Genomic DNA, 18010 nt, shown 5'->3' with positions numbered 1-18010 from the left:
CTGCTGGTCCGTTGACCGGGTTTCGGAAACCGTATAGTTCCCTATGGCAGAGAAACTCAAGGGTTTCCGAAACCTTTTTTGGCGCGAGCGCACGGTTTACGGTTACCCTTCTTGAACATCGGTCATTTTGGATAGCGCCAGCATGCGAGCATTTCCGTCTTACACGGCCCGTTCACCGTGGAATTTGAAGGCGACAACAAGCCTTTCGCTACGTCTCATTCCCTTGGCACTTTTGACGCTGGATCTTTCGGGCTGCAAACACAAGGCAGCCGCCCCCAAACCACCGCCGCAAACGGTGGGCGTCTATACCGTGCACCCCCATGCGCTCAAGACGAGCACGTCCCTGCCGGGGCGTGTCGAGGCTTTCGAGCAGGCACAGGTGCGTCCGCAGGTTGGCGGCGTGATCCTCAAGCGCAGCTTCGAGCAGGGCACGGATGTCAAGGCCGGTCAGCTGCTCTATGTCATCAATCCTGCGCCCTACAAGGCGGCTTACGATCAGGCAAAGGCCCAGCTCCTGCACGCCCAGGCAGCCGCGCTGAGCATTCGTGCCCAGCTGGAGCGCTATCGCCCGCTGGCCGCTGCTCACGCTGTCAGCAAACAGGACTACGATAATACGTTTTCCTCGGCGAAGCAGGCTGAAGCCGACATCGCTCAGGCAAAGGCCAATGTAGACAGCGCCGCAGTCAATCTGGACTGGACCGAGGTTCGCTCACCGATCGATGGCCGTATCGGACGCATGCTCGTGACACCTGGTACGCTGGTAACGGCTGGTCAGACCAACGCTATCGCCACGGTCACACGCATGGACCCGATCTATGTGGACGTGAATCTTGCGACTTCGGACATGCTTCGTCTGCGTCGCGAATTCGCCAGCGGCAAGCTGGAGAAGGTCTCGGGCAACGCAGCCGCTGTCGAGCTTACGCTCGAGGATGGCAGCCATTACGATCAGAAGGGGCAGCTGCGCCTGACGGAAGTCACGGTGGACCCGGCCACGGGTACGATGGTGGTCCGCGCGGAATTCCCGAACACCGACCGGTTGCTGATGCCTGGTATGTATGTGCATGCCGAGGTCGCTGAAGGTGTAGACCCCAAGGCCATCACCATTCCGCAGCCTGCATTGCAGCGCGATCCCAAGGGTGATCCGTTTGTCTACGCGCTGGACAACGACAACAAGGTGACCATGCGCTTTGTGCAACTCGACCGCGCACTCGATGGTGACTGGGTCGTGATGGGCGGGCTCAATGATGGTGACAGGATCATCATCGAAGGTATCCAGAAGGCGCATCCCGGCGCCGTTGTGAAACCGGTCGAGAAATCCGCCGACGGCAAGCCAGCCGACGCCCAGCCCGCGCACGCAGGATAAGAGTTCTCAATGTCTCGTTTCTTCATCGACAGACCGATCTTTGCCTGGGTCATCGGGCTGATCATCATGCTGGTCGGTGCGGTTGCCATCTTCCGCATGCCGATCGCCCAGTACCCGTCGATCGCGCCACCGCAAATCGCGATCACGGTCGATTATCCCGGCGCCTCGGCCGAGACGGTCAATAACACGACCGTCCGCCCGATCCTGCAACAGATGTTCGGCCTCGATCATCTCGAATATCTCTCGGCTTCCTCCTATGGCAGTGGCCATATGGAAATCGACCTGACCTTCGCGCAGGGGACCAACCCCGATATCGCGCAGGTTCAGGTGCAGAACAAGCTGCAGCTCGCACAGCCGCGCCTGCCAACCGAAGTGGTGGCACAGGGCCTGAGCGTGACGAAGGCCGTGAAGAACTTCATGCTCGTTCTCGCCTTCATTTCGACCGATAGCAGCATGTCGGGTCAGGATATTGCCGATTACGTGGCTTCGAACGTGTCCGACCCGCTATCGCGCGTGTCGGGTGTGGGCGATCACACCCTGTTCGGTTCGGAATACGCGATGCGCGTATGGCTGGACCCCAACAAGCTTTACAAATACGCACTCAACGTCAGCGATATCCAGACTGCGATCTCGCAGCAGAACATCCAGGTTTCCTCGGGCGAACTGGGCGGATTGCCCGCCACCAAGGAAATCGGCTTCGATGCGACGATCATCGGTCCCACACGCTTGAGCGAGCCCGAGCAGTTCAAGAAGATCGTGCTCAAGGTCCAGCAGGACGGATCGCAGGTGCATCTGAGCGACGTAGCCCGCGTGGAACTCGGCGCGCAGAACTACAATCTGTCGTCGTTCTACAACAACCTGCCGACTGTCGGTATGGCGCTCAAGCTCGCACCGGGAGCGAACCAGCTCACGACGGAAAATGCCGTGCGCGCCAAGGTGGCCGAGCTCGAGAAGTTCTACCCGCGCGGTCTGAAGACCGTTTATCCGCTCGACACAGAGCCGTTCATCACCCTGTCGATCAAGGAAGTGGTCATCACGCTCCTCGAGGCTATTGCCCTCGTCTTCGTGGTAATGCTGATCTTCCTGCAGAACTTCCGCGCCACGCTGATCCCCACCATCGCCGTGCCAGTGGTGCTGCTTGGTACGTTTGGTGTGCTTTCGGCTCTCGGGTTCTCCATCAACACGCTCACCATGCTTGCCATGGTGCTCGCCGTCGGCCTTCTGGTGGATGACGCGATCGTTGTGGTGGAAAACGTGGAGCGCGTGATGAGCGAAAAGGGGCTTTCCCCCAAGGAGGCCTCACGCCAGTCCATGGATGAAATCACGGGCGCGCTCGTGGGTATCGTGCTCGTTCTGACAGCTGTGTTCCTGCCTATGGCTGCCTTCGGCGGCTCCACGGGGGTGATCTATCGTCAGTTCTCGATCACCATCGTCTCGGCAATGTGGCTCTCGGTGCTCGTCGCCACGGTCATGACACCTGCGCTTTGCGGCTCCATGCTCAAGCCGACGCACAAGGAGCATAAGAAGGGCCCGATCGCCTGGTTCAACCGTAATTTTGACCGTATGACCAATGGCTATCTGGGCGGGGTGCGACGCCTCGTCCGCAGTCGTGTGGTCAGCATGCTGATCTTCGCGGCTTTTGCCGGTGGTGCCGTCTTCCTGTTCATGCGTGTTCCCGGTGGCTTCCTGCCGGAAGAGGATCAGGGAATCATTTTCGGTCAGGTGACCATGCGCCCGGGTGCAAATAATGCCCAGACCGCAGCGGTCAACCGCAAGATCACCGATTATGTCATGCACAAATACGGTGATATCGCGCAGTCCGTTTTCGCCATGAACGGCTTCAACTTCGCCGGTCAGGGCCAGAGCGCGGGTGCGTTCTTCATCCGACTCAAACCATGGGATGAACGTCCCGGCTACAAGAACACGACGATGTCAGTGGCCGGCGAAATCATGAAGCACTTCTGGATGGACCCGGAAGCGATCATCTTTGCCATCAATCCGCCCGCCGTCATGGAACTGGGCAATGCTGCCGGTTTCGATCTGGAGCTGGAGGATAACGGGCATCTGGGACATCAGGCGCTGCTGGCAGCCAGGAATCAGGTGCTCGCGGAGGCCGCCAAGAACCCGAAGCTGATGGCCGTGCGCCCCATGGGTCTGGAAGACCAGCCCCAATTCCACCTGGACATCGACCGTGAGCGTGCCAATGCGCAGGGCGTGACGAATGCCGAGATCAATACCACTATCCAGGGGGCATTCGGCTCGATTTACGTCAACCAGTTCATGCGCAGCGATCGCGTGAAGCAGGTCTATATTGAGGGTGAAGCCTGGGCGCGCATGACGCCCGAGGATCTGAACAAGTGGTACGTCCGGAACACGGCAGGGGCCATGGTGCCATTCAACGCCTTTGCCTCAGGCAACTGGATTGTCGGCCCGCAAAAGGTGGAAGACTATAACGGCCTGAACTCGTTCGAGCTTCAGGGGCAGGGCGCAGCGGGTACCAGTTCTGGCGCGGCCATGCAGGAAATGGAAAAGATCCTGCAGCATCTGCCCAAGGGGATCGGTTATGAATGGACCGGTATCTCCTACGAGCAGGTCGCCTCGAGCGGTGCCACGGGCCCTCTTTATGCTCTCGCCGCCATCGTCATTCTGCTCTGCCTTGCTGCGCTCTATGAGAGCTGGGCGATCCCGCTCTCGGTGCTGATGGTGCTTCCGCTTGGCGTGCTCGGCGCTATTGGCGCCACGCTGTGGCGTGGCCTCGATAACGACGTGTATTTCCAGGTCGGACTGCTGACCACGGTCGGTCTCTCGGTCAAGAACGCCATTCTGATCGTCGAATTCGCCAAGGAGTTCTTCGAGCAGGGTGACTCACTCGAGGACTCGGTGCTCAAGGCCGGCCGCGAGCGCCTGCGTCCGATCCTGATGACCTCCATCGCCTTCGTCTGCGGTGTGTTTCCTCTGGCAATCGCGACAGGCGCAGGCTCGGCGGCGCGTGTCGCCATCGGCACCTGCGTCGTGGGCGGCATGCTCTCGGCAACGCTGCTGGCCGTCTATTTTGTCCCTGTGTTCTTTGTGGTGATCCTGCGCCTGTTCCGCGTGACCCGCATGAAGGATCGTGTCGATCCGTACGAACACCGCAACGAAGCCGCTCGGGGAGAGGGCGCATGAGCACCATGAAGACCATGAAATCGGTGAGCGCCCTGTTGGCGTTCACCATGCTTGCCTCGTGCGACCTGGCGCCGAAATACAACCGGCCGACCCAGCCGGTACAGAATGCCTATCCGGCTGATGCCGGAAAGACGGCGGCCCTCGCGGGCCAGGCCGCATCCGATATTGGCTGGAAGCACTTCTTTACCGATGCCCGGCTACGCGCGCTGATCGAACTCGCCCTGCGCAACAACCGCGACCTGCGCAGCCAGGCGGCGGCGATCATGGAAGCCCAGGGCAGCTACGAGGTTCAGCACGCCTCGCTGTTCCCGCCGATTGGCGTGACAGGGCAGGGACAGTATTTTGCTCCGTCAGAGACCGCAGGTTTCTCCTTCGCCCCGGGTCTGGGGCGTGGGACAGCCATGCTGCGCTATTACGGGGCGAATATCGGGTTCTCGTCCTATGAAATCGACCTGTTCGGCCGCATCCGCAATCTGTCGCGCCAACAAGCCGAGGAGTTGCTGGGATCGCGCATGAACGCGCAATCCGTACTGATCAGCATGGTGTCGCAGGTAGCAAATACCTATCTGCAATGGCTGGCGGACCGCGAACTCGTAAGGGTGACGGATCAGACCCTCACCTCACAGAGCGACACACTCCGCCTGACCCGCCTGAAATACGATCACGGCGAGTCCGATGCGCTGACCCTCGCTCAGACCCAGACCCAGGTCGAACAGGCGGCGAGCAACAAGGCGCAATATGAGCGCCAGATGGCTCAGGACGAGCATCAGCTGCAATTGCTCGTTGGTGTACCGCTTCCCGATACCCTGCCTGCGCCGCAGCCTTTCGGCAGTCAGACACTTCTGAGCGATCTCCCGGCGGGTCTTCCCTCGGACCTGATCGCCCAGCGTCCCGACATCCAGTCGGCCGAACACAACCTGATCGGTGCCAATGCCAATATCGGTGCGGCGCGCGCAGCCTTCTTCCCAAAGGTAACGCTGACGGCGCAGGAGGGCGTGAGTTCGCTGCAGTTCCGGCATCTCTTCACCCCAGGCGCCCAGACCTGGTCGGTCTCGCCGAACATCACCTTCCCGATTTTCACCTGGGGGCAGAACGAGGGCAACCTCAAGATCAGCAAGGCCCGTCGCCTTTCTCAGATCGCCACCTACGAGAAGGCGGTACAGACAGCGTTCAAGGAAGTCTCGGATGCGTTGACGGCGCGTGAAACCTATCTCGCGCAGGACACGCATATGAAGGGGCTGGTCCAGTCGTCCCAGCAGGCCTACGATCTGGCGATGATGCGTTACAACACGGGTATCGATACCTATCTGACCACCCTGACACAGCAGCGCAGCCTGTATGACGCGCAACAGAGCCTGATCAACGTGCAATTGGCGCGTTACCAGAATCTGGTAACGCTCTATCGGGCTCTGGGCGGCGGCTGGAGCGCATCTGACGTTGCGACAGCCTCGGTTCCGCCCGCCGCCCGGAACAAAGGCTGATACAGGAAACACCCGGATGAAACCGTCCAGACTCCGTCATCTCGCACTCACCACTCTGGGTATGGGGGTCGTCATGACCCCCGTTCTAGCGTCGGCTCAGGATGACGATGACAGCAAGAAAAAGCCGGATATGCATCAGCTTGCCCGCTCCTCCGCCCTTCCCAAGGCGGAAGCGGATTTCAGCATGTTCAAATATCGCCCCCCAGGCGACAAGGTTATCGAACAACCCGACGCCAATCGCATTCTGTTCAAGCGCCCCGACGGCACACCGGATGGCTACGCGCAACGGCGTGGAGACGCCGTGATCTATTACGATCGCTACGGCAAAGTCTCGCACGTCCAGCCTCTGGGTAACTGATACCCAGCCTGTGGGAGCGGTTGAGGGGTGATACATGACCAGGGCACGGATACACGCCCATCAATCATACCCCTTACCGTTCGCACCTGGCGGCACGAAAATCGGTCGCCCGGGACCCAGGCGCATCAGCCTATCTCTGGCTTCTGGCTGACAAGCTCTTCCCTCTGTTGCGCCGCAGCTGCTGGAAAACGCCGAGCCGATCAGAAATCTGCCAGTGTCCGGTCAGAAGCTCGCTGTTATTAAAAGTATATACTGTAGCTCCCGACCTCCTGATCATTTCATCCGTTGCCAGAAAGCCGGGCAGATCCCCCCGATGGGTGCCGCACCATAGCCAGGTCATCACAACGCTCTGGCCATCGGCAAACAATCCCTGGATATCAAATTTCTGATCCGGGAAGGCCGCTCGTGATTTCCTGACCCGATCCTTGAAGCCCGCGCGATCAAGCGTTCTGCCCTCCCAAGGATCCCCGGGATCATGATGGACCGTATAGGCCTCCGCCACGTAATCGTCAGACGCATCCGCGTCTCCTTCATCCCATACATGGCGGATGAAAGACGCAAGACGCAGTTTGCGCTGACTGGATCCTATCATGGTCACTGCTGCATGGGAGAGCTTTGGGAAAGAGTGATGGCGTGGTCACGGATATCGGACGGCCATGTAGCCATCCGGCCGTTGAAGGATTTGTAGTCACCAGCGAACAAGGCGCGAATTGCTTCCTCGTATCCTACAAGATTGCCGGCGAGCGCAGAGAGAAAGCGATATGTGCGTTCATGAGCCGCGTTGAGATCGGACTTTCCGCCGTCAGCACGGCGCGCTTCGTCTACGATACGGCGTAGGACTTGCGACGCGCCTCCCGGCTGTTTTGCCAGCCACTCCCAATGACGCGGAAGCAAAGTCACTTCACGCGCGATCACACCCAGTTTTGGACGGCCTCGCGATCGACCCGGTCCGTTAGTGCCCCCGCCCTGGTGTCCCGAATCAAGTGCTTTCGCCTTACCGCGCCCGGTCAGGCGCGTGACAATTTCTGCGGTGCCACCGCGAAGGTCGAGGTCTATGACCGCGCCGGACGCGTCATCAAATGTCAGGATCGGGCCCTCTATGCGATCTTCCATTCCCTTGATCGTCAAGGCGACGTCGATCAACGAACCTGTGGCTATCCGGTTGACCCCAGCGAAAGCCGTGCAACGTGTAGAGAGGTATGTGCTCATTCTCCTACTTATATCCGGACGAAAATATAAATCAATTTACCCGGATGTTATTGTGCCAGGTAGCGTTCTGAATTAGGATAGAGCCTTGGTAAAAGGGGGAACCTGATGAAAGCGACCGAACGCAGGTCAGCGATCGCGGCTTATAAGGAGCGAAAACGCGAGGCTGGGATTTACGCCGTTCGATGCGTGGCATCGGCTCATGTGTGGATTGGTGCAGCCCCGGACCTTGCGACTATCCAGAACCGCCTTTGGTTCACGCTCAGGAATAACAGTAATCCGTTCAAGTCACTCCAGGAGATATGGAGGAAGCACGGACAGGACGCATTTTCTTTCGACGTGATCGAGCGACTGGAGGGAGATGACGACGCTGCATACATCCAGAACAAGGCCCTCAAGAACCGCCATGCGCATTGGGTAAGGAAACTAGACGGCATCCCCATATAGCAGGCGTGCGCAACATGCGCCGCCGATCAGCACCGAGATACGCGGTTAAGAAATATGCATTCACGAGCCGTTGCATCAGCCGCCTGTCGTGAGTCCAACAATCGCCGAGTGCTCCAGAATGGCGGCCATTTGGCGCAACGCCTGATTGGCTTGCCTCTGATCGTTTCTGGTACCACCCCCGGTTACTGCCCCCATGACTGCTGCCACTCTGGCAACAGTTATTTTTTATTTTATTGTCCAGCCAAGTTTTGTCGCGGAGCGCCGCGCAACTGCGCCTAAGATCGCGCCATCATGTCAGTGATTCTCTGGTCGAACAGGCTGCCGTTCCGCACCTCGGCTCCCCATGCCGCGTGTTCTCCTGCCGCGCCCTCAGCGGCTGCGCCGCCCTTTGTCGTGACGCCGAAAAGCGTACCCTCTCGCGTCAACTCTGTTCGTGCCGGGACAAGACGCAACGGGCATACCCTCGGGGTCGCTTTCTCACTCATGCTCGGTCTCGCGATCACAGCGCCGGCTTCCCGGGCGGAGAGTTTCCACGACGCCATACGCGCTGCCTGGGACCGCGATCCGGCCAACCAGTCCTTCTCGATCGACGCTTCGGCTTCACACAAAAACGCCAACGCCGCGCAATCCTGGTTTCCAGACGGGCCGATCCTCGCTGGGCAGTATCTCGATGACCATTTTATCGGCACGAATCTTGGCTATACAACCTACCAAGGCAGCATCAGCATTCCGCTCTGGTTGCCGGGACAGGGCACGGCGACCATGCGCAATGCGCTGGCAGATGAAGCCGTGGCGCGCGCGCGGATCAAGGTTCAGCATCTCCTGAGCTCGGTCAGAGTGCTCGACCTCGCCAGCAGTGCGACCTTGTTGCAGAAAAAGATCGGCAATCTGCGCGCCACCAGCGATCTCCTTGACCGTGTGGTACGCAGCTCACAGCAAGGGCTGCGCGCTGGCGAAATCGCCTCCTCGGATTTCGACGCAGTGGTGGGCGAGAAAGCCGATCTCGACGCCCAGATCGCCCAGGCCGAGCAGGCTCTGGAAAGCGCACGTGCCGAGCTCGATGCCCTGACCGGCACAGATGAGATCCCCGATATTCTCTCGCTGGACGGCCGTATCCTGGGCACGCAGAACCTCGCCCTCGACCCGGCACGGGACCCGCGCATCGAAATGGCCAATGCTGTGACCAAGAGCGCACGGGCGGCCTATTCCGTGGCGCGGCACTCCTACATGCCCAACCCCCAAGTGGGTGTTCAGGTCGTCAAGCAGGGCCAGTATGGCAGCCCCTGGGATACACAGGTGGGGGTCCAATTCTCGATGGCGCTCCCCAGCGAGGCGCGCAACACGCCCATGATCATGAAAGAGGTCAAGGCCATGGGCGCCGCCGAGCGCGACGCCGTGCTCGCCCAGCGCAAGGTGACGGTAGAGTATCGACAGACACGTGCCAGCCTGAGCTCGGCGCTGTCGATGCTGCGTCACACCACGACCTCCGTACACGCCCTCAATGCCCGTGCCGGAGATCTCGAGCATGCGTGGAGCGTGGGTGAGACGCCGGTGATCGAATATCTGCGCGCGCGCCGCGCGGCGCTGGAAGCCGGCCAACGCAGTGCGGAAGCCGATGTGATCTGGCACGCCGCCATGATCCGAATGAGCCTGATGGCAGGAAACTACCCATGAAATACGCCTTCCTGCCCCTCGCTTCCATCCTGATGCTCGGCGCGTCAAATCCCTTTTTCACTCCCAGGGCCTATGCGCAGGCCGCTGCTTTATGGCCCACAGCCCCCCTGACGATCGCACCGGAAGCCCTCGAATCGGAGGGGATCCATGTGGCGATCGGCCATAAGGGGGCTCTCCCTCCGCATGTCGATGTCCCGGCCTATATCGATCAGGATGACCGCAAGAGCGCCCGGCTGCATCCGGTAGGGCAGGGCAGGGTGCAGTCTGTTCTCGTCACACCAGGCGAGGTGGTCAAAAAGGGGCAGGTCCTGTTCACCTATGATGACTTCAGCCTCAGTGACGAACGACAACGCCTGCTCTCGGCCGAAGCCGCCCTGCAACAGGCACGCGCCCTGCGCGACGACGCAAGCCTCTCCTATGATCGCGCACGCTCGCTTCAGGGAGGCGCGGTCTCGCAAGGGGAAGCCCAGCGACGCTATTCACGCCTGCGTGATGCCCAGGGCACGGTCAAGCGCAGCGAAGCCCTTGTGCAGAACGAGCGGGAAAGACTGGCGCGCTTCACCTCCTCGGCGGAACGCGCCGACGGGTTGCACTCCTCCGTCATCTCACCAATCGACGGCATCGTGAACAAGATCATCGTCTCGGTGGGAGAGGAAGTCTCCAACCGCGCGGCGGCGGCGGTGGAAATCGACGATCTCTCTCATGTCTGGGTCGTTTCGCAGGTAGGAGAGCAGCAGGCGACGCGCCTGTCGCGCGGGGGACGCCAGCTCACCTGGCCTACCCCTGACTCCCGGCCGATCGAATCCCGCATCGACCTGATCGAGGGAAGTGTCGATCCTATGACACGCCATGTTCTGGTGCGCAGTCTGGTGGATAACAGCCAGCGCCTCCTCAGGCCCGAGATGCTCGTCAAATCACGGCTGTTCTCGACCAGCACGGTCAGCGGTGTGCTCATTCCGCAGGCTGCCATCCAGACGATCGGCAACCAGAGCTGTGTCTTCGTGCGTCTGGGCGAGTCACACTATGAAGCGCGCAAGGTCTCTGTGGGGCCCGAGCTAGACGGGACGATTGTCGTGACGTCCGGTCTGAAGCCCGGCGAAACCGTCGTGACGGATGGAAGCTTCGTCCTTAAATCCCAGGCCCTGCTGTCGCCGCCCCTCGAAAAGGACAAGGCCGGGGGCCAGAGGTAATCATGCGTTTCATGCTTGCCCTACTGAAGGGACGCGCGGCCATTCTGGGCGCGGTGATACTGCTCATGATCGCAGGAATTGCCGACCTGCGCTCTCTCTCCGTCGAGCCGGTTCCCGATATTTCACCGCGTCAGGTTCTGGTGTCGGTGCGTGCCCCCGGCCTGCCGACCGAAGAGGTCGAGCGTCTGGTGACCTTCCCGATCGAAACGGTCATGTCGGGGATCGTGGGCGTCAACTCGATGCGCTCGGTCTCACGTACGGGTGTGTCGGTGCTCTATCTCGGTTTCGATGACGGGACAGATATCTATCGCGCCCGACAGCTCGTGGCCGAGCGACTGTCGCTTGCGCGCAATGCAGTTTCGGTACGGGGACTGTCCATCACCATGGGTCCCATGGCGACGGGCATGGGTGAGATCCTGCAGATCCAGATCCACGGCAAGGATCGATCTCTTGCCACGCTGAACCGTATCATGACGTGGAACGTGGTCCCGAAGCTGCGGCTCATCCCGGGCGTGATCGACGTCAATATCAATGGCGGCGCGTCACAGACCTATCAGGTGGCGCTCAACCCCATGGCATTGCGCCAGTTCCGTGTTTCGGTATCCGATGTCTTCAATGCCGTAGACAAGGATAACGAAGCCGCCGGGGGCGCCTGGATCGAGCATAATGACGAACAGCATATCATCGTCGGACGCTCCCTGATCGACAGCCTGCACGAGCTTGGCGAGGTTCAGGTTCGCAGCATGCCTAATGGCGGGGTCGTGCATGTGCGCGATGTCGGCACGGTACAGGAGGGGCGTCTGCCACGACTGGGCGGCGTTACCCGCGATGGCGAAGGCGAGATCGTCAATGCCGTCATTCTGTTGCAGCAGGGGGCCAATGCGAAAGCCACGCTCGCACGTATCAACGCGGCGTTGCCCAAGATCGTCTCGACCCTGCCCGAGGGCGTGACGCTCGAACCCTATTACAGCCGCGCTACACTGACCGATGTCACGATCCACACGGTCAAGGAGAACCTGATCCTCGGCGCGCTCCTGGTACTCTTCGTCCTGCTGGTGGTGATCGGCGACTGGCGGGCCTCGCTGGTGATCATCTCGGTCATTCCGTTCTCACTCGTGGCAGCCATGGTCGGGATGCGCCATCTAGGCATTTCGGCCAATCTACTCAGTCTCGGTGCCATCGATTTCGGCATGGTGGTAGATAGTGCGCTCGTGATTGTAGAGAGCGTTCTGTCGAGCCAGGCCGATAGATCCGTGCCGCTCACCCAGCGTATTGCCACCACGGTGGCTTCCGTTGCGCGGCCGGTCATTTTCGCCATTCTGATCATCATCATGGTCTATCTGCCCGTACTCACGCTTGAAGGCGTCGAGGGGCGGATGTTCCGGCCCATGGCTCAGACCGTTATACTGGCGCTGATCGCCTCACTGATCTATGCGCTCGTGGCAGTACCCGCCTTCGCCGCCCTCATCATGCGCATCAAGCCCGGTCATGGCGCGCATGAACGAGATTCTCATGGGGGCGAGGGGCATCCCGCCCCCGAAAGCGGGACGGAACACGACACATTTTTCATCCGTTTTCTGAGGCGTGGCTTCGGTCCGGCCTCGCGTTGGTGCATGGCGCATGGGAAAATGGTGGTGGGGATCGCGCTCGTGGTTCTGGTCCTGTCTCTGGGCCTGACGACGCGACTGGGTGGGGAATTCATCCCGCAATTGCAGGAAGGCGATCTGATCGTCACCTCCACCCGCCTGCCCGGTATCTCCCTCGATGCCTCTCTGCGTTCCATCCAGCAGATCGAGCGCACGCTGAAGCAGTTCCCCGATATTCGTATGGTGGTAAGCAACAGCGGCACCTCTGCCATTCCGACCGACCCCCAGGGTGGCGAGCAATCGGATACCTATGTTTTGCTCAAGCCACGCAGCGACTGGAAGACTGCCGACACGCAGGAAGGGCTCATCCGGGCCCTCGATGCCGCGCTACGCAAGAACAATCCCGGCTCGCTCTATTCCTGGAGCCAGCCCATCCAGATGCGCATGGATGATCTGCAATCGGGCGTGCGGTCACAGATCGCTATCGGAATTTATGGCCCGGATATCGACACGCTCATGGCCCTCGCAGCGCGTACCGCCCGCGTTGTGGACGGCGTCGCGGGTGCGGCAGATGTCGCGCCGCAGGATGTCGGGACCATCCCCTATCTGCATATTGACGTCGATCGTACTGCGGCTGCCCGCCTGAATGTCGATACGTCCGAGGTTCTCGACGTTGTGGAATCGATTGGCGGCCATGTTGGCCCGCCCGTTGCCCTGCAGGATGCTCTCATTCCGACCGAAGTCCGTATCATGCCCGAGGCGCGTCAGGACCTCGACGATATCCGCCTGCTTCCTGTCCTGACCCGTGACGACCACTCGGTGCGCCTCGATCAGGTTGCCGAGATCACCATGCGCGACGGTCCTGCGGCCATCCGGCGCAATCAGGGGGAGCGGCGCATGATGGTTCAGGCGAATGTACGTGGCCGTGATCTCAGCTCCTTCGTTCAGGAAGCGCAGAGGGCGGTCAAAACGCAGATCAAACTGCCGCTTGGCTATCGCATCGAATGGAGCGGGCAGTTCCGCAATCTTCAGACCGCGGTGGCGCGTCTCGAGATCGTCGTCCCTATCACGCTCGTGCTGATTTTCTGCCTGTTGATCCTGGCCTTGGGCGATGTCTGGCTGGCGGCCCTTGTGTTTGTAAATCTGCCTTTTGCGGCAACAGGCGGCATCATCGCACTGTGGATACGCGCCATGCCGTTCAGCATCTCGGCGGGTATCGGATTCATTGCCCTGTTCGGCGTTGCGACGCTCAATGGCGTGGTGCTCATCTCCTACATCCGTGACAAACGCCTCGCCGGTTTCGGCGCAGTGGAAGCCGCGATCACCTCCGCCCGGGAGCGCTTCCGCCCCGTCATGGCCACGGCGACTGTCGCATGTCTCGGCTTCTTCCCGATGGCGTTTTCCATGAGCGAGGGAGCCGAGGTCGAGAAGCCCCTGGCGACAGTCGTGATCGGCGGCCTGATTTCCTGCACGGCGCTCACCCTGCTGGTGCTGCCGACCCTTTACATACGCCTGTCCACCTGGCGTGAGGGGCGCCGCGCGCGGGCAGCAGTGACAGAGTGAACCGGGGAGCCATATCGGACGTTAGTTCGACATGCTACGAAATAGTCACCGTGACTGCCCTTGCGGCAGCGCGGCGATTTTCGTTGTAACGGCGCAAGCCCAGTCGGAGAAAAACGATGCTCACCTGTATCGGCTATGGCGCGCAGAGCGCCTCTGAACGTCTCGCACCTTTCACATTCGATCGCCGCGATACCGGCCCCGATGATGTCCGCATCGACATCCTCTATTGCGGCGTCTGTCACTCAGACATTCATCAGGCGCGTAACGAGTGGCACAACACCGTCTATCCCTGTGTTCCCGGCCACGAAATCGTCGGACGCATCAGCGAGGTCGGCGCCTCGGTTTCCAAGTTCAAGGTGGGCGACCTGGCTGGCGTAGGCTGCATGGTGGATTCCTGCCGTGAATGCGCCAGCTGCAAGGAAGGCCTTGAGCAGTATTGCGAGAACGGCTTTGTCGGCACCTATAACGGTGAAGACAAGCAGGGCCGTGGCAACACCTATGGGGGTTATTCCAAGGCCGTTGTCGTCGACCAGGCCTTTGTTCTGAAAGTACCCGAGAACCTCGACCTCGCAGCTGTTGCGCCGCTACTCTGCGCGGGTATCACCACCTACTCCCCGCTGCGCCACTGGAAAGTGGGTCCCGGTCAGCGCGTTGGTATCGTCGGCCTTGGCGGACTGGGCCATATGGGCGTGAAATTTGCGCGCGCCTTCGGTGCCGAGGTGGTGCTGTTCACGACCTCGCAGGGCAAGGTCGAGGACGGGCTGCGTCTTGGCGCGCATGAGGTCGTTCTCTCGAAGGACCCCGAAGCAATGGCCCGCGAGACAGGACGTTTCGACTTCATTCTCGACGCGGTAGCCGCCGAGCATGATATCAACACCTATCTGAACCTGCTCAAGCGTGAGGGCACGCTGGTCCAGGTCGGTGCGCCCGAACAACCTCTGCCGGTCGCGGTGTTCAGCCTGATCATGAAGCGTCGGCAGTTCGCTGGTTCACTGATCGGCGGCATTGCCGAGACGCAGGAGATGCTCGATTTCTGCGGTGAACACGGCATCACCTCCGATATCGAGATGATTGCCATGGACGAGATCGAGAACGCCTATTCGCGCATGATCAAGTCTGATGTGAAGTACCGCTTCGTCATCGATATGGCGACGCTCGAAAACGCTGCCTGATCGGAATACGGGGAGGGGACAACCTCTCCCCGTTCGCCACCACGCAGAGGGGGCATTCTCCTCCGACATGCGCGAGACATTCGGGCCCAACGCGCCTCTCAGCAAACCTCGACCGTGATGCCCGAGGCGTCGAGTTCCGAAACGACGACCGGCTTGATCTGGCTATCGGTCAGGATACGATCGAAGTCCTGCAGCGATGTAAGGCGATGTAGCCCGCCCTGGCGGAATTTCGTACTGTCGACAAGCAGGACGCAGCGATCTGCGATCGCCATGAGGGCGCGCTTGACCTTCACCACATCCTGATCGTTCTGGAACGCCGTGTCCCCCGAGATCACCGAGGTGGACATGAACATGATGTTCCCGCGAAGCGAACGGGCAGCCTGCTCGCAGACGAGTCCGAAAAACGCATTGCGCGAATTGCTGTAGTCGCCACCGAGACAGATGATCTTGATACCGGGGAAGGGGGCGAGAGCCTGCACCACTCCAACGGCATTGGTAATCACGGTCAGAGGTGCGCGTGCCGGCAGCAGCGGCAGCATCTCCGCGACAGTCGTCGAATCATCGAGAATAATGACCTGTCCCGGCTCGATCATGGAGACAGCGCGCTGGATGATGGCCTTTTTCAGATTGGCCGCACGATGCTGCCGATAGGCGACATTCTTCTCCGTGCGAGCACGGTTCTTGAGGGTGATCCCGCCATGAATTTTGTCGATCAGCCCCTGGCTGGCAAGCGCATGGGCATCACGGTGGATGGTCATGCGGCTTACATCGAAATGCTCGGCCAGAAACTCGATGCTCGCATTCCCTTGCTCAAAGAGCAGGTCGAGGATCTGTTGCTGACGCGATTTCAGGTTCTGACGTTTGATCCCGGGATAACCATCAAGCGGGGGTGGCGAGGTGAGGTCGTCACTCATGGTCGAAGACTGCCTTTGACAAAAAATGCTTCGCTATGATGGGCCAAGCAGACCAAAAGATTACATAACAAAAATATCACAAATATCTCATAGCGACAAGCTGATCCTCAAATCTCACAGAGTTGTGGCGCAGTCTTGTCGAATGCCGCGTAGCCAACGTGCTTACAGATGACTCGCATGATTTGTCACATAGATCGCACTACAATGTGATTTTCGACACATTTTCTTTCCGCTTAGAACAGACTCCGGACGCCCTTTTCCTTCAGGCGATGGGATCATCATGAGTACTGACAAGCGTGAACAGGATGAGCAAGGCTGTCTGATCGGCATCGATTGTGGTTCCACTACAGCCAAATCTGTGATCTTTGCGCCAGACGGTCGCATCCTTGGGGTCGGTCAGGCCCGTATGGCTCAGATCACCGATATACCCCGCCATGTGGAGCGCGATCTGCACGAAACCTGGCTAGGCGTCGCCGCAACGATCAGGTCCGCACTTGCCGATGCGCAGCTACCTGGCGAGGCAATCGCGGGGATCGGGGTGACCGCGCATGGGGACGGGGTTTTCCTGCTTGACCGCCAGGCCAATCCGCTGGGGCACGGCATCATGTCGCTCGACAGCCGGGCCTACGGCATCCATGAACTCTGGAAGCGCGAAGGTCTGCTCGACCGGCTGATGCCGATTGCCGGGCAACGCCCTTACCCTTATTCCGCCTCCACCCTGCTCGCCTGGCTCCGGGAGCATGATCGCGCGCGCTACGACGCCATCGGCACCGTGTTTTTCGCAAAGGACTGGCTGCGCTTTTGTCTGACCGGGCAGATTGCCACAGATCGTACTGAAGCAAGTACGGCATTTACGGGGCTGCTCAGCCAGGAATATTGTTCGGAAATACTCGAGATGCTCGGGCTTTCGGCCGTCGCCCCTGCCTTGCCGGTCATGCTCGATTCCTGTGACCGAGCCGGCACGGTCAGTGCCGCGGCCGCTGCCCTGACAGGCCTGCGCGAAGGGACGCCCGTCTCGGCCGGTTTGCATGATGTTATCGCTGCGGCCGTCGGTCTGGGTCAGATACAGCCGGGTGATATGACCGTCACTGCCGGGACCTTTTCCATCAACGAGGTATTGCGTGATCGTCCCGTCACAGGGGCTGAGTGGGCCTGCCGGTCCGGTTTCCGCAAGGGGCTCTGGAACTGCATGGCCATTTCTCCGGCTTCCGCGAGCAATCTGGAGTGGATGGCCCGCTATGTCGCGCCGGAAGACCCTGATTCAGCCGCGAGGCTGATCGACGGCGCTATCGCGAAATTTCGCTCCGGTCGTATGGCGCGTCAGATCCCGCTCTATCATCCTTATCTCTTCGGATCGCCGTTCGAGACGCCAGCAACCGCTTCGTTCCTGGGCGTTCAATCCTGGCACGACCGGTTCGATCTGTTCGAGGCCATGATCGAAGGCACGATCTTCAATCATCGCCATCACGTCGAGGATCTGCTGCGTACGGGGGCGGTCAATAGTATCGGGGTCTCCGGCGGGGGCAGCCGGCGCCCCGAGATCGGGCAACTCTTCGCCAATATCTTCGGTCGCGATGTCGCGACCTCGCCGGTTCGTGAAGCCGGAGCCCTTGGCGCTGCCCTGACGGCAGGCGTTGCGTGCGGTATGTTCGCCTCACTCGAGGACGCAGTGAAGGCGCAGAGTGTCCAGCCGCGCTGCTTCGAACCCGATGCTGAACTCTCCGCATATTTCGATGTGATCTATGCCCGCTACACCGCTATCGCGCGCGTCCTCGAGCCTTTCTGGCCTTCACTGCACAGTGATCAGAGCGACGACACCTCCTTCCTCCCGGCACCCCACGCTCCAGCCGTCACGCCCACTGGCCCAGAGGCCGCCTCTCTCCCATCCTGA

13 protein-coding genes are annotated in these 18010 nt (G+C 60.3%); 10 read left to right on the top strand and 3 right to left on the bottom strand.

What is annotated here, in order from left to right; genetic code table 11:
* The first annotated feature begins 223 nt into the window (after positions 1 to 223).
* From C0V97_RS09370 to C0V97_RS09355, 4 genes are read left to right on the top strand one after another with little or no spacing between them, the layout of a single operon-like run.
* Positions 224 to 1363, top strand: a complete 1140-nt coding sequence (locus C0V97_RS09370; protein WP_233582078.1) for an efflux RND transporter periplasmic adaptor subunit — start codon at positions 224 to 226, stop codon at positions 1361 to 1363.
* A 9-nt stretch (positions 1364 to 1372) separates the two neighbouring features.
* Positions 1373 to 4528, top strand: coding sequence for an efflux RND transporter permease subunit (locus C0V97_RS09365; protein WP_127102345.1), 3156 nt, complete (start codon positions 1373 to 1375; stop codon positions 4526 to 4528).
* Positions 4529 to 4542: 14 nt separating this feature from the next.
* Positions 4543 to 6009: an efflux transporter outer membrane subunit gene (locus tag C0V97_RS09360; protein ID WP_127102374.1), complete on the top strand. Its 1467-nt coding sequence runs from the start codon at positions 4543 to 4545 to the stop codon at positions 6007 to 6009.
* A 16-nt stretch (positions 6010 to 6025) separates the two neighbouring features.
* Complete coding sequence (locus C0V97_RS09355; RefSeq protein ID WP_370265321.1) at positions 6026 to 6367, top strand: hypothetical protein; 342 nt, start codon at positions 6026 to 6028, stop codon at positions 6365 to 6367.
* A gap of 130 nt (positions 6368 to 6497) precedes the next feature.
* On the opposite strand, the gene C0V97_RS09350 is transcribed toward C0V97_RS09355, so the two are convergent.
* Both C0V97_RS09350 and C0V97_RS09345 read right to left on the bottom strand, forming a co-directional pair.
* A complete protein-coding gene (locus tag C0V97_RS09350; RefSeq protein WP_127102344.1) occupies positions 6498 to 6959 on the bottom strand; it encodes an ester cyclase in 462 nt (153 codons plus the stop codon).
* 2 nt (positions 6960 to 6961) lie between these two features.
* Positions 6962 to 7576 carry a DUF2239 family protein gene (locus tag C0V97_RS09345; protein ID WP_127102343.1) on the bottom strand — a complete coding sequence of 205 codons (615 nt, stop codon included), beginning with the start codon at positions 7574 to 7576 and terminating at the stop codon, positions 6962 to 6964.
* A gap of 105 nt (positions 7577 to 7681) precedes the next feature.
* On the opposite strand from C0V97_RS09345, the gene C0V97_RS09340 reads away from it, so the two are divergent.
* The 5 genes from C0V97_RS09340 (at position 7682) to C0V97_RS09320 (ending at position 15205) form a co-directional block, all read left to right on the top strand.
* Positions 7682 to 8020, top strand: a complete 339-nt coding sequence (locus C0V97_RS09340; protein ID WP_127102342.1) for a GIY-YIG nuclease family protein — start codon at positions 7682 to 7684, stop codon at positions 8018 to 8020.
* 291 nt (positions 8021 to 8311) lie between these two features.
* Complete coding sequence (locus C0V97_RS09335; RefSeq protein WP_127102341.1) at positions 8312 to 9694, top strand: TolC family protein; 1383 nt, start codon at positions 8312 to 8314, stop codon at positions 9692 to 9694.
* Positions 9691 to 10884, top strand: coding sequence for an efflux RND transporter periplasmic adaptor subunit (locus C0V97_RS09330; RefSeq protein ID WP_127102340.1), 1194 nt, complete (start codon positions 9691 to 9693; stop codon positions 10882 to 10884). The genes C0V97_RS09335 and C0V97_RS09330 overlap by 4 nt, the downstream gene beginning before the upstream one ends.
* A gap of 2 nt (positions 10885 to 10886) precedes the next feature.
* Positions 10887 to 14033 (top strand): efflux RND transporter permease subunit, encoded by a 3147-nt coding sequence (locus C0V97_RS09325; RefSeq protein WP_127102339.1) that lies wholly within the window; start codon positions 10887 to 10889, stop codon positions 14031 to 14033.
* A 116-nt stretch (positions 14034 to 14149) separates the two neighbouring features.
* Complete coding sequence (locus tag C0V97_RS09320; protein WP_127102338.1) at positions 14150 to 15205, top strand: NAD(P)-dependent alcohol dehydrogenase; 1056 nt, start codon at positions 14150 to 14152, stop codon at positions 15203 to 15205.
* 98 nt (positions 15206 to 15303) lie between these two features.
* Here C0V97_RS09320 and C0V97_RS09315 read toward each other — a convergent pair whose 3' ends face one another.
* A complete protein-coding gene (locus tag C0V97_RS09315; RefSeq protein ID WP_127102337.1) occupies positions 15304 to 16119 on the bottom strand; it encodes a DeoR/GlpR family DNA-binding transcription regulator in 816 nt (271 codons plus the stop codon).
* A 280-nt stretch (positions 16120 to 16399) separates the two neighbouring features.
* On the opposite strand from C0V97_RS09315, the gene C0V97_RS09310 reads away from it, so the two are divergent.
* A complete protein-coding gene (locus tag C0V97_RS09310; protein WP_127102336.1) occupies positions 16400 to 18010 on the top strand; it encodes an FGGY-family carbohydrate kinase in 1611 nt (536 codons plus the stop codon).

The sequence above is a fragment of the Asaia sp. W19 genome, assembly GCF_003994335.1.
Classification (GTDB): domain Bacteria; phylum Pseudomonadota; class Alphaproteobacteria; order Acetobacterales; family Acetobacteraceae; genus Asaia.
Note: the sequence above shows the minus strand (reverse complement) of the source record. Positions and strands in the feature narration are given on the sequence as shown.

Excerpts from the sequence above, each read along its gene's own strand:
- C0V97_RS09335 (WP_127102341.1), top strand. The coding sequence starts at position 8,312 with ATGTCAGTGATTCTCTGGTCGAACAGGCTGCCGTTCCGCACCTCGGCT.
- C0V97_RS09340 (WP_127102342.1), top strand. The coding sequence starts at position 7,682 with ATGAAAGCGACCGAACGCAGGTCAGCGATCGCGGCTTATAAGGAGCGA.
- C0V97_RS09330 (WP_127102340.1), top strand. The coding sequence starts at position 9,691 with ATGAAATACGCCTTCCTGCCCCTCGCTTCCATCCTGATGCTCGGCGCG.
- C0V97_RS09360 (WP_127102374.1), top strand. The coding sequence starts at position 4,543 with ATGAAATCGGTGAGCGCCCTGTTGGCGTTCACCATGCTTGCCTCGTGC.
- C0V97_RS09310 (WP_127102336.1), top strand. The coding sequence starts at position 16,400 with ATGAGTACTGACAAGCGTGAACAGGATGAGCAAGGCTGTCTGATCGGC.
- C0V97_RS09355 (WP_370265321.1), top strand. The coding sequence starts at position 6,026 with ATGAAACCGTCCAGACTCCGTCATCTCGCACTCACCACTCTGGGTATG.
- C0V97_RS09350 (WP_127102344.1), bottom strand. The coding sequence starts at position 6,959 with ATGATAGGATCCAGTCAGCGCAAACTGCGTCTTGCGTCTTTCATCCGC.
- C0V97_RS09325 (WP_127102339.1), top strand. The coding sequence starts at position 10,887 with ATGCGTTTCATGCTTGCCCTACTGAAGGGACGCGCGGCCATTCTGGGC.
- C0V97_RS09345 (WP_127102343.1), bottom strand. The coding sequence starts at position 7,576 with ATGAGCACATACCTCTCTACACGTTGCACGGCTTTCGCTGGGGTCAAC.
- C0V97_RS09315 (WP_127102337.1), bottom strand. The coding sequence starts at position 16,119 with ATGAGTGACGACCTCACCTCGCCACCCCCGCTTGATGGTTATCCCGGG.
- C0V97_RS09365 (WP_127102345.1), top strand. The coding sequence starts at position 1,373 with ATGTCTCGTTTCTTCATCGACAGACCGATCTTTGCCTGGGTCATCGGG.
- C0V97_RS09320 (WP_127102338.1), top strand. The coding sequence starts at position 14,150 with ATGCTCACCTGTATCGGCTATGGCGCGCAGAGCGCCTCTGAACGTCTC.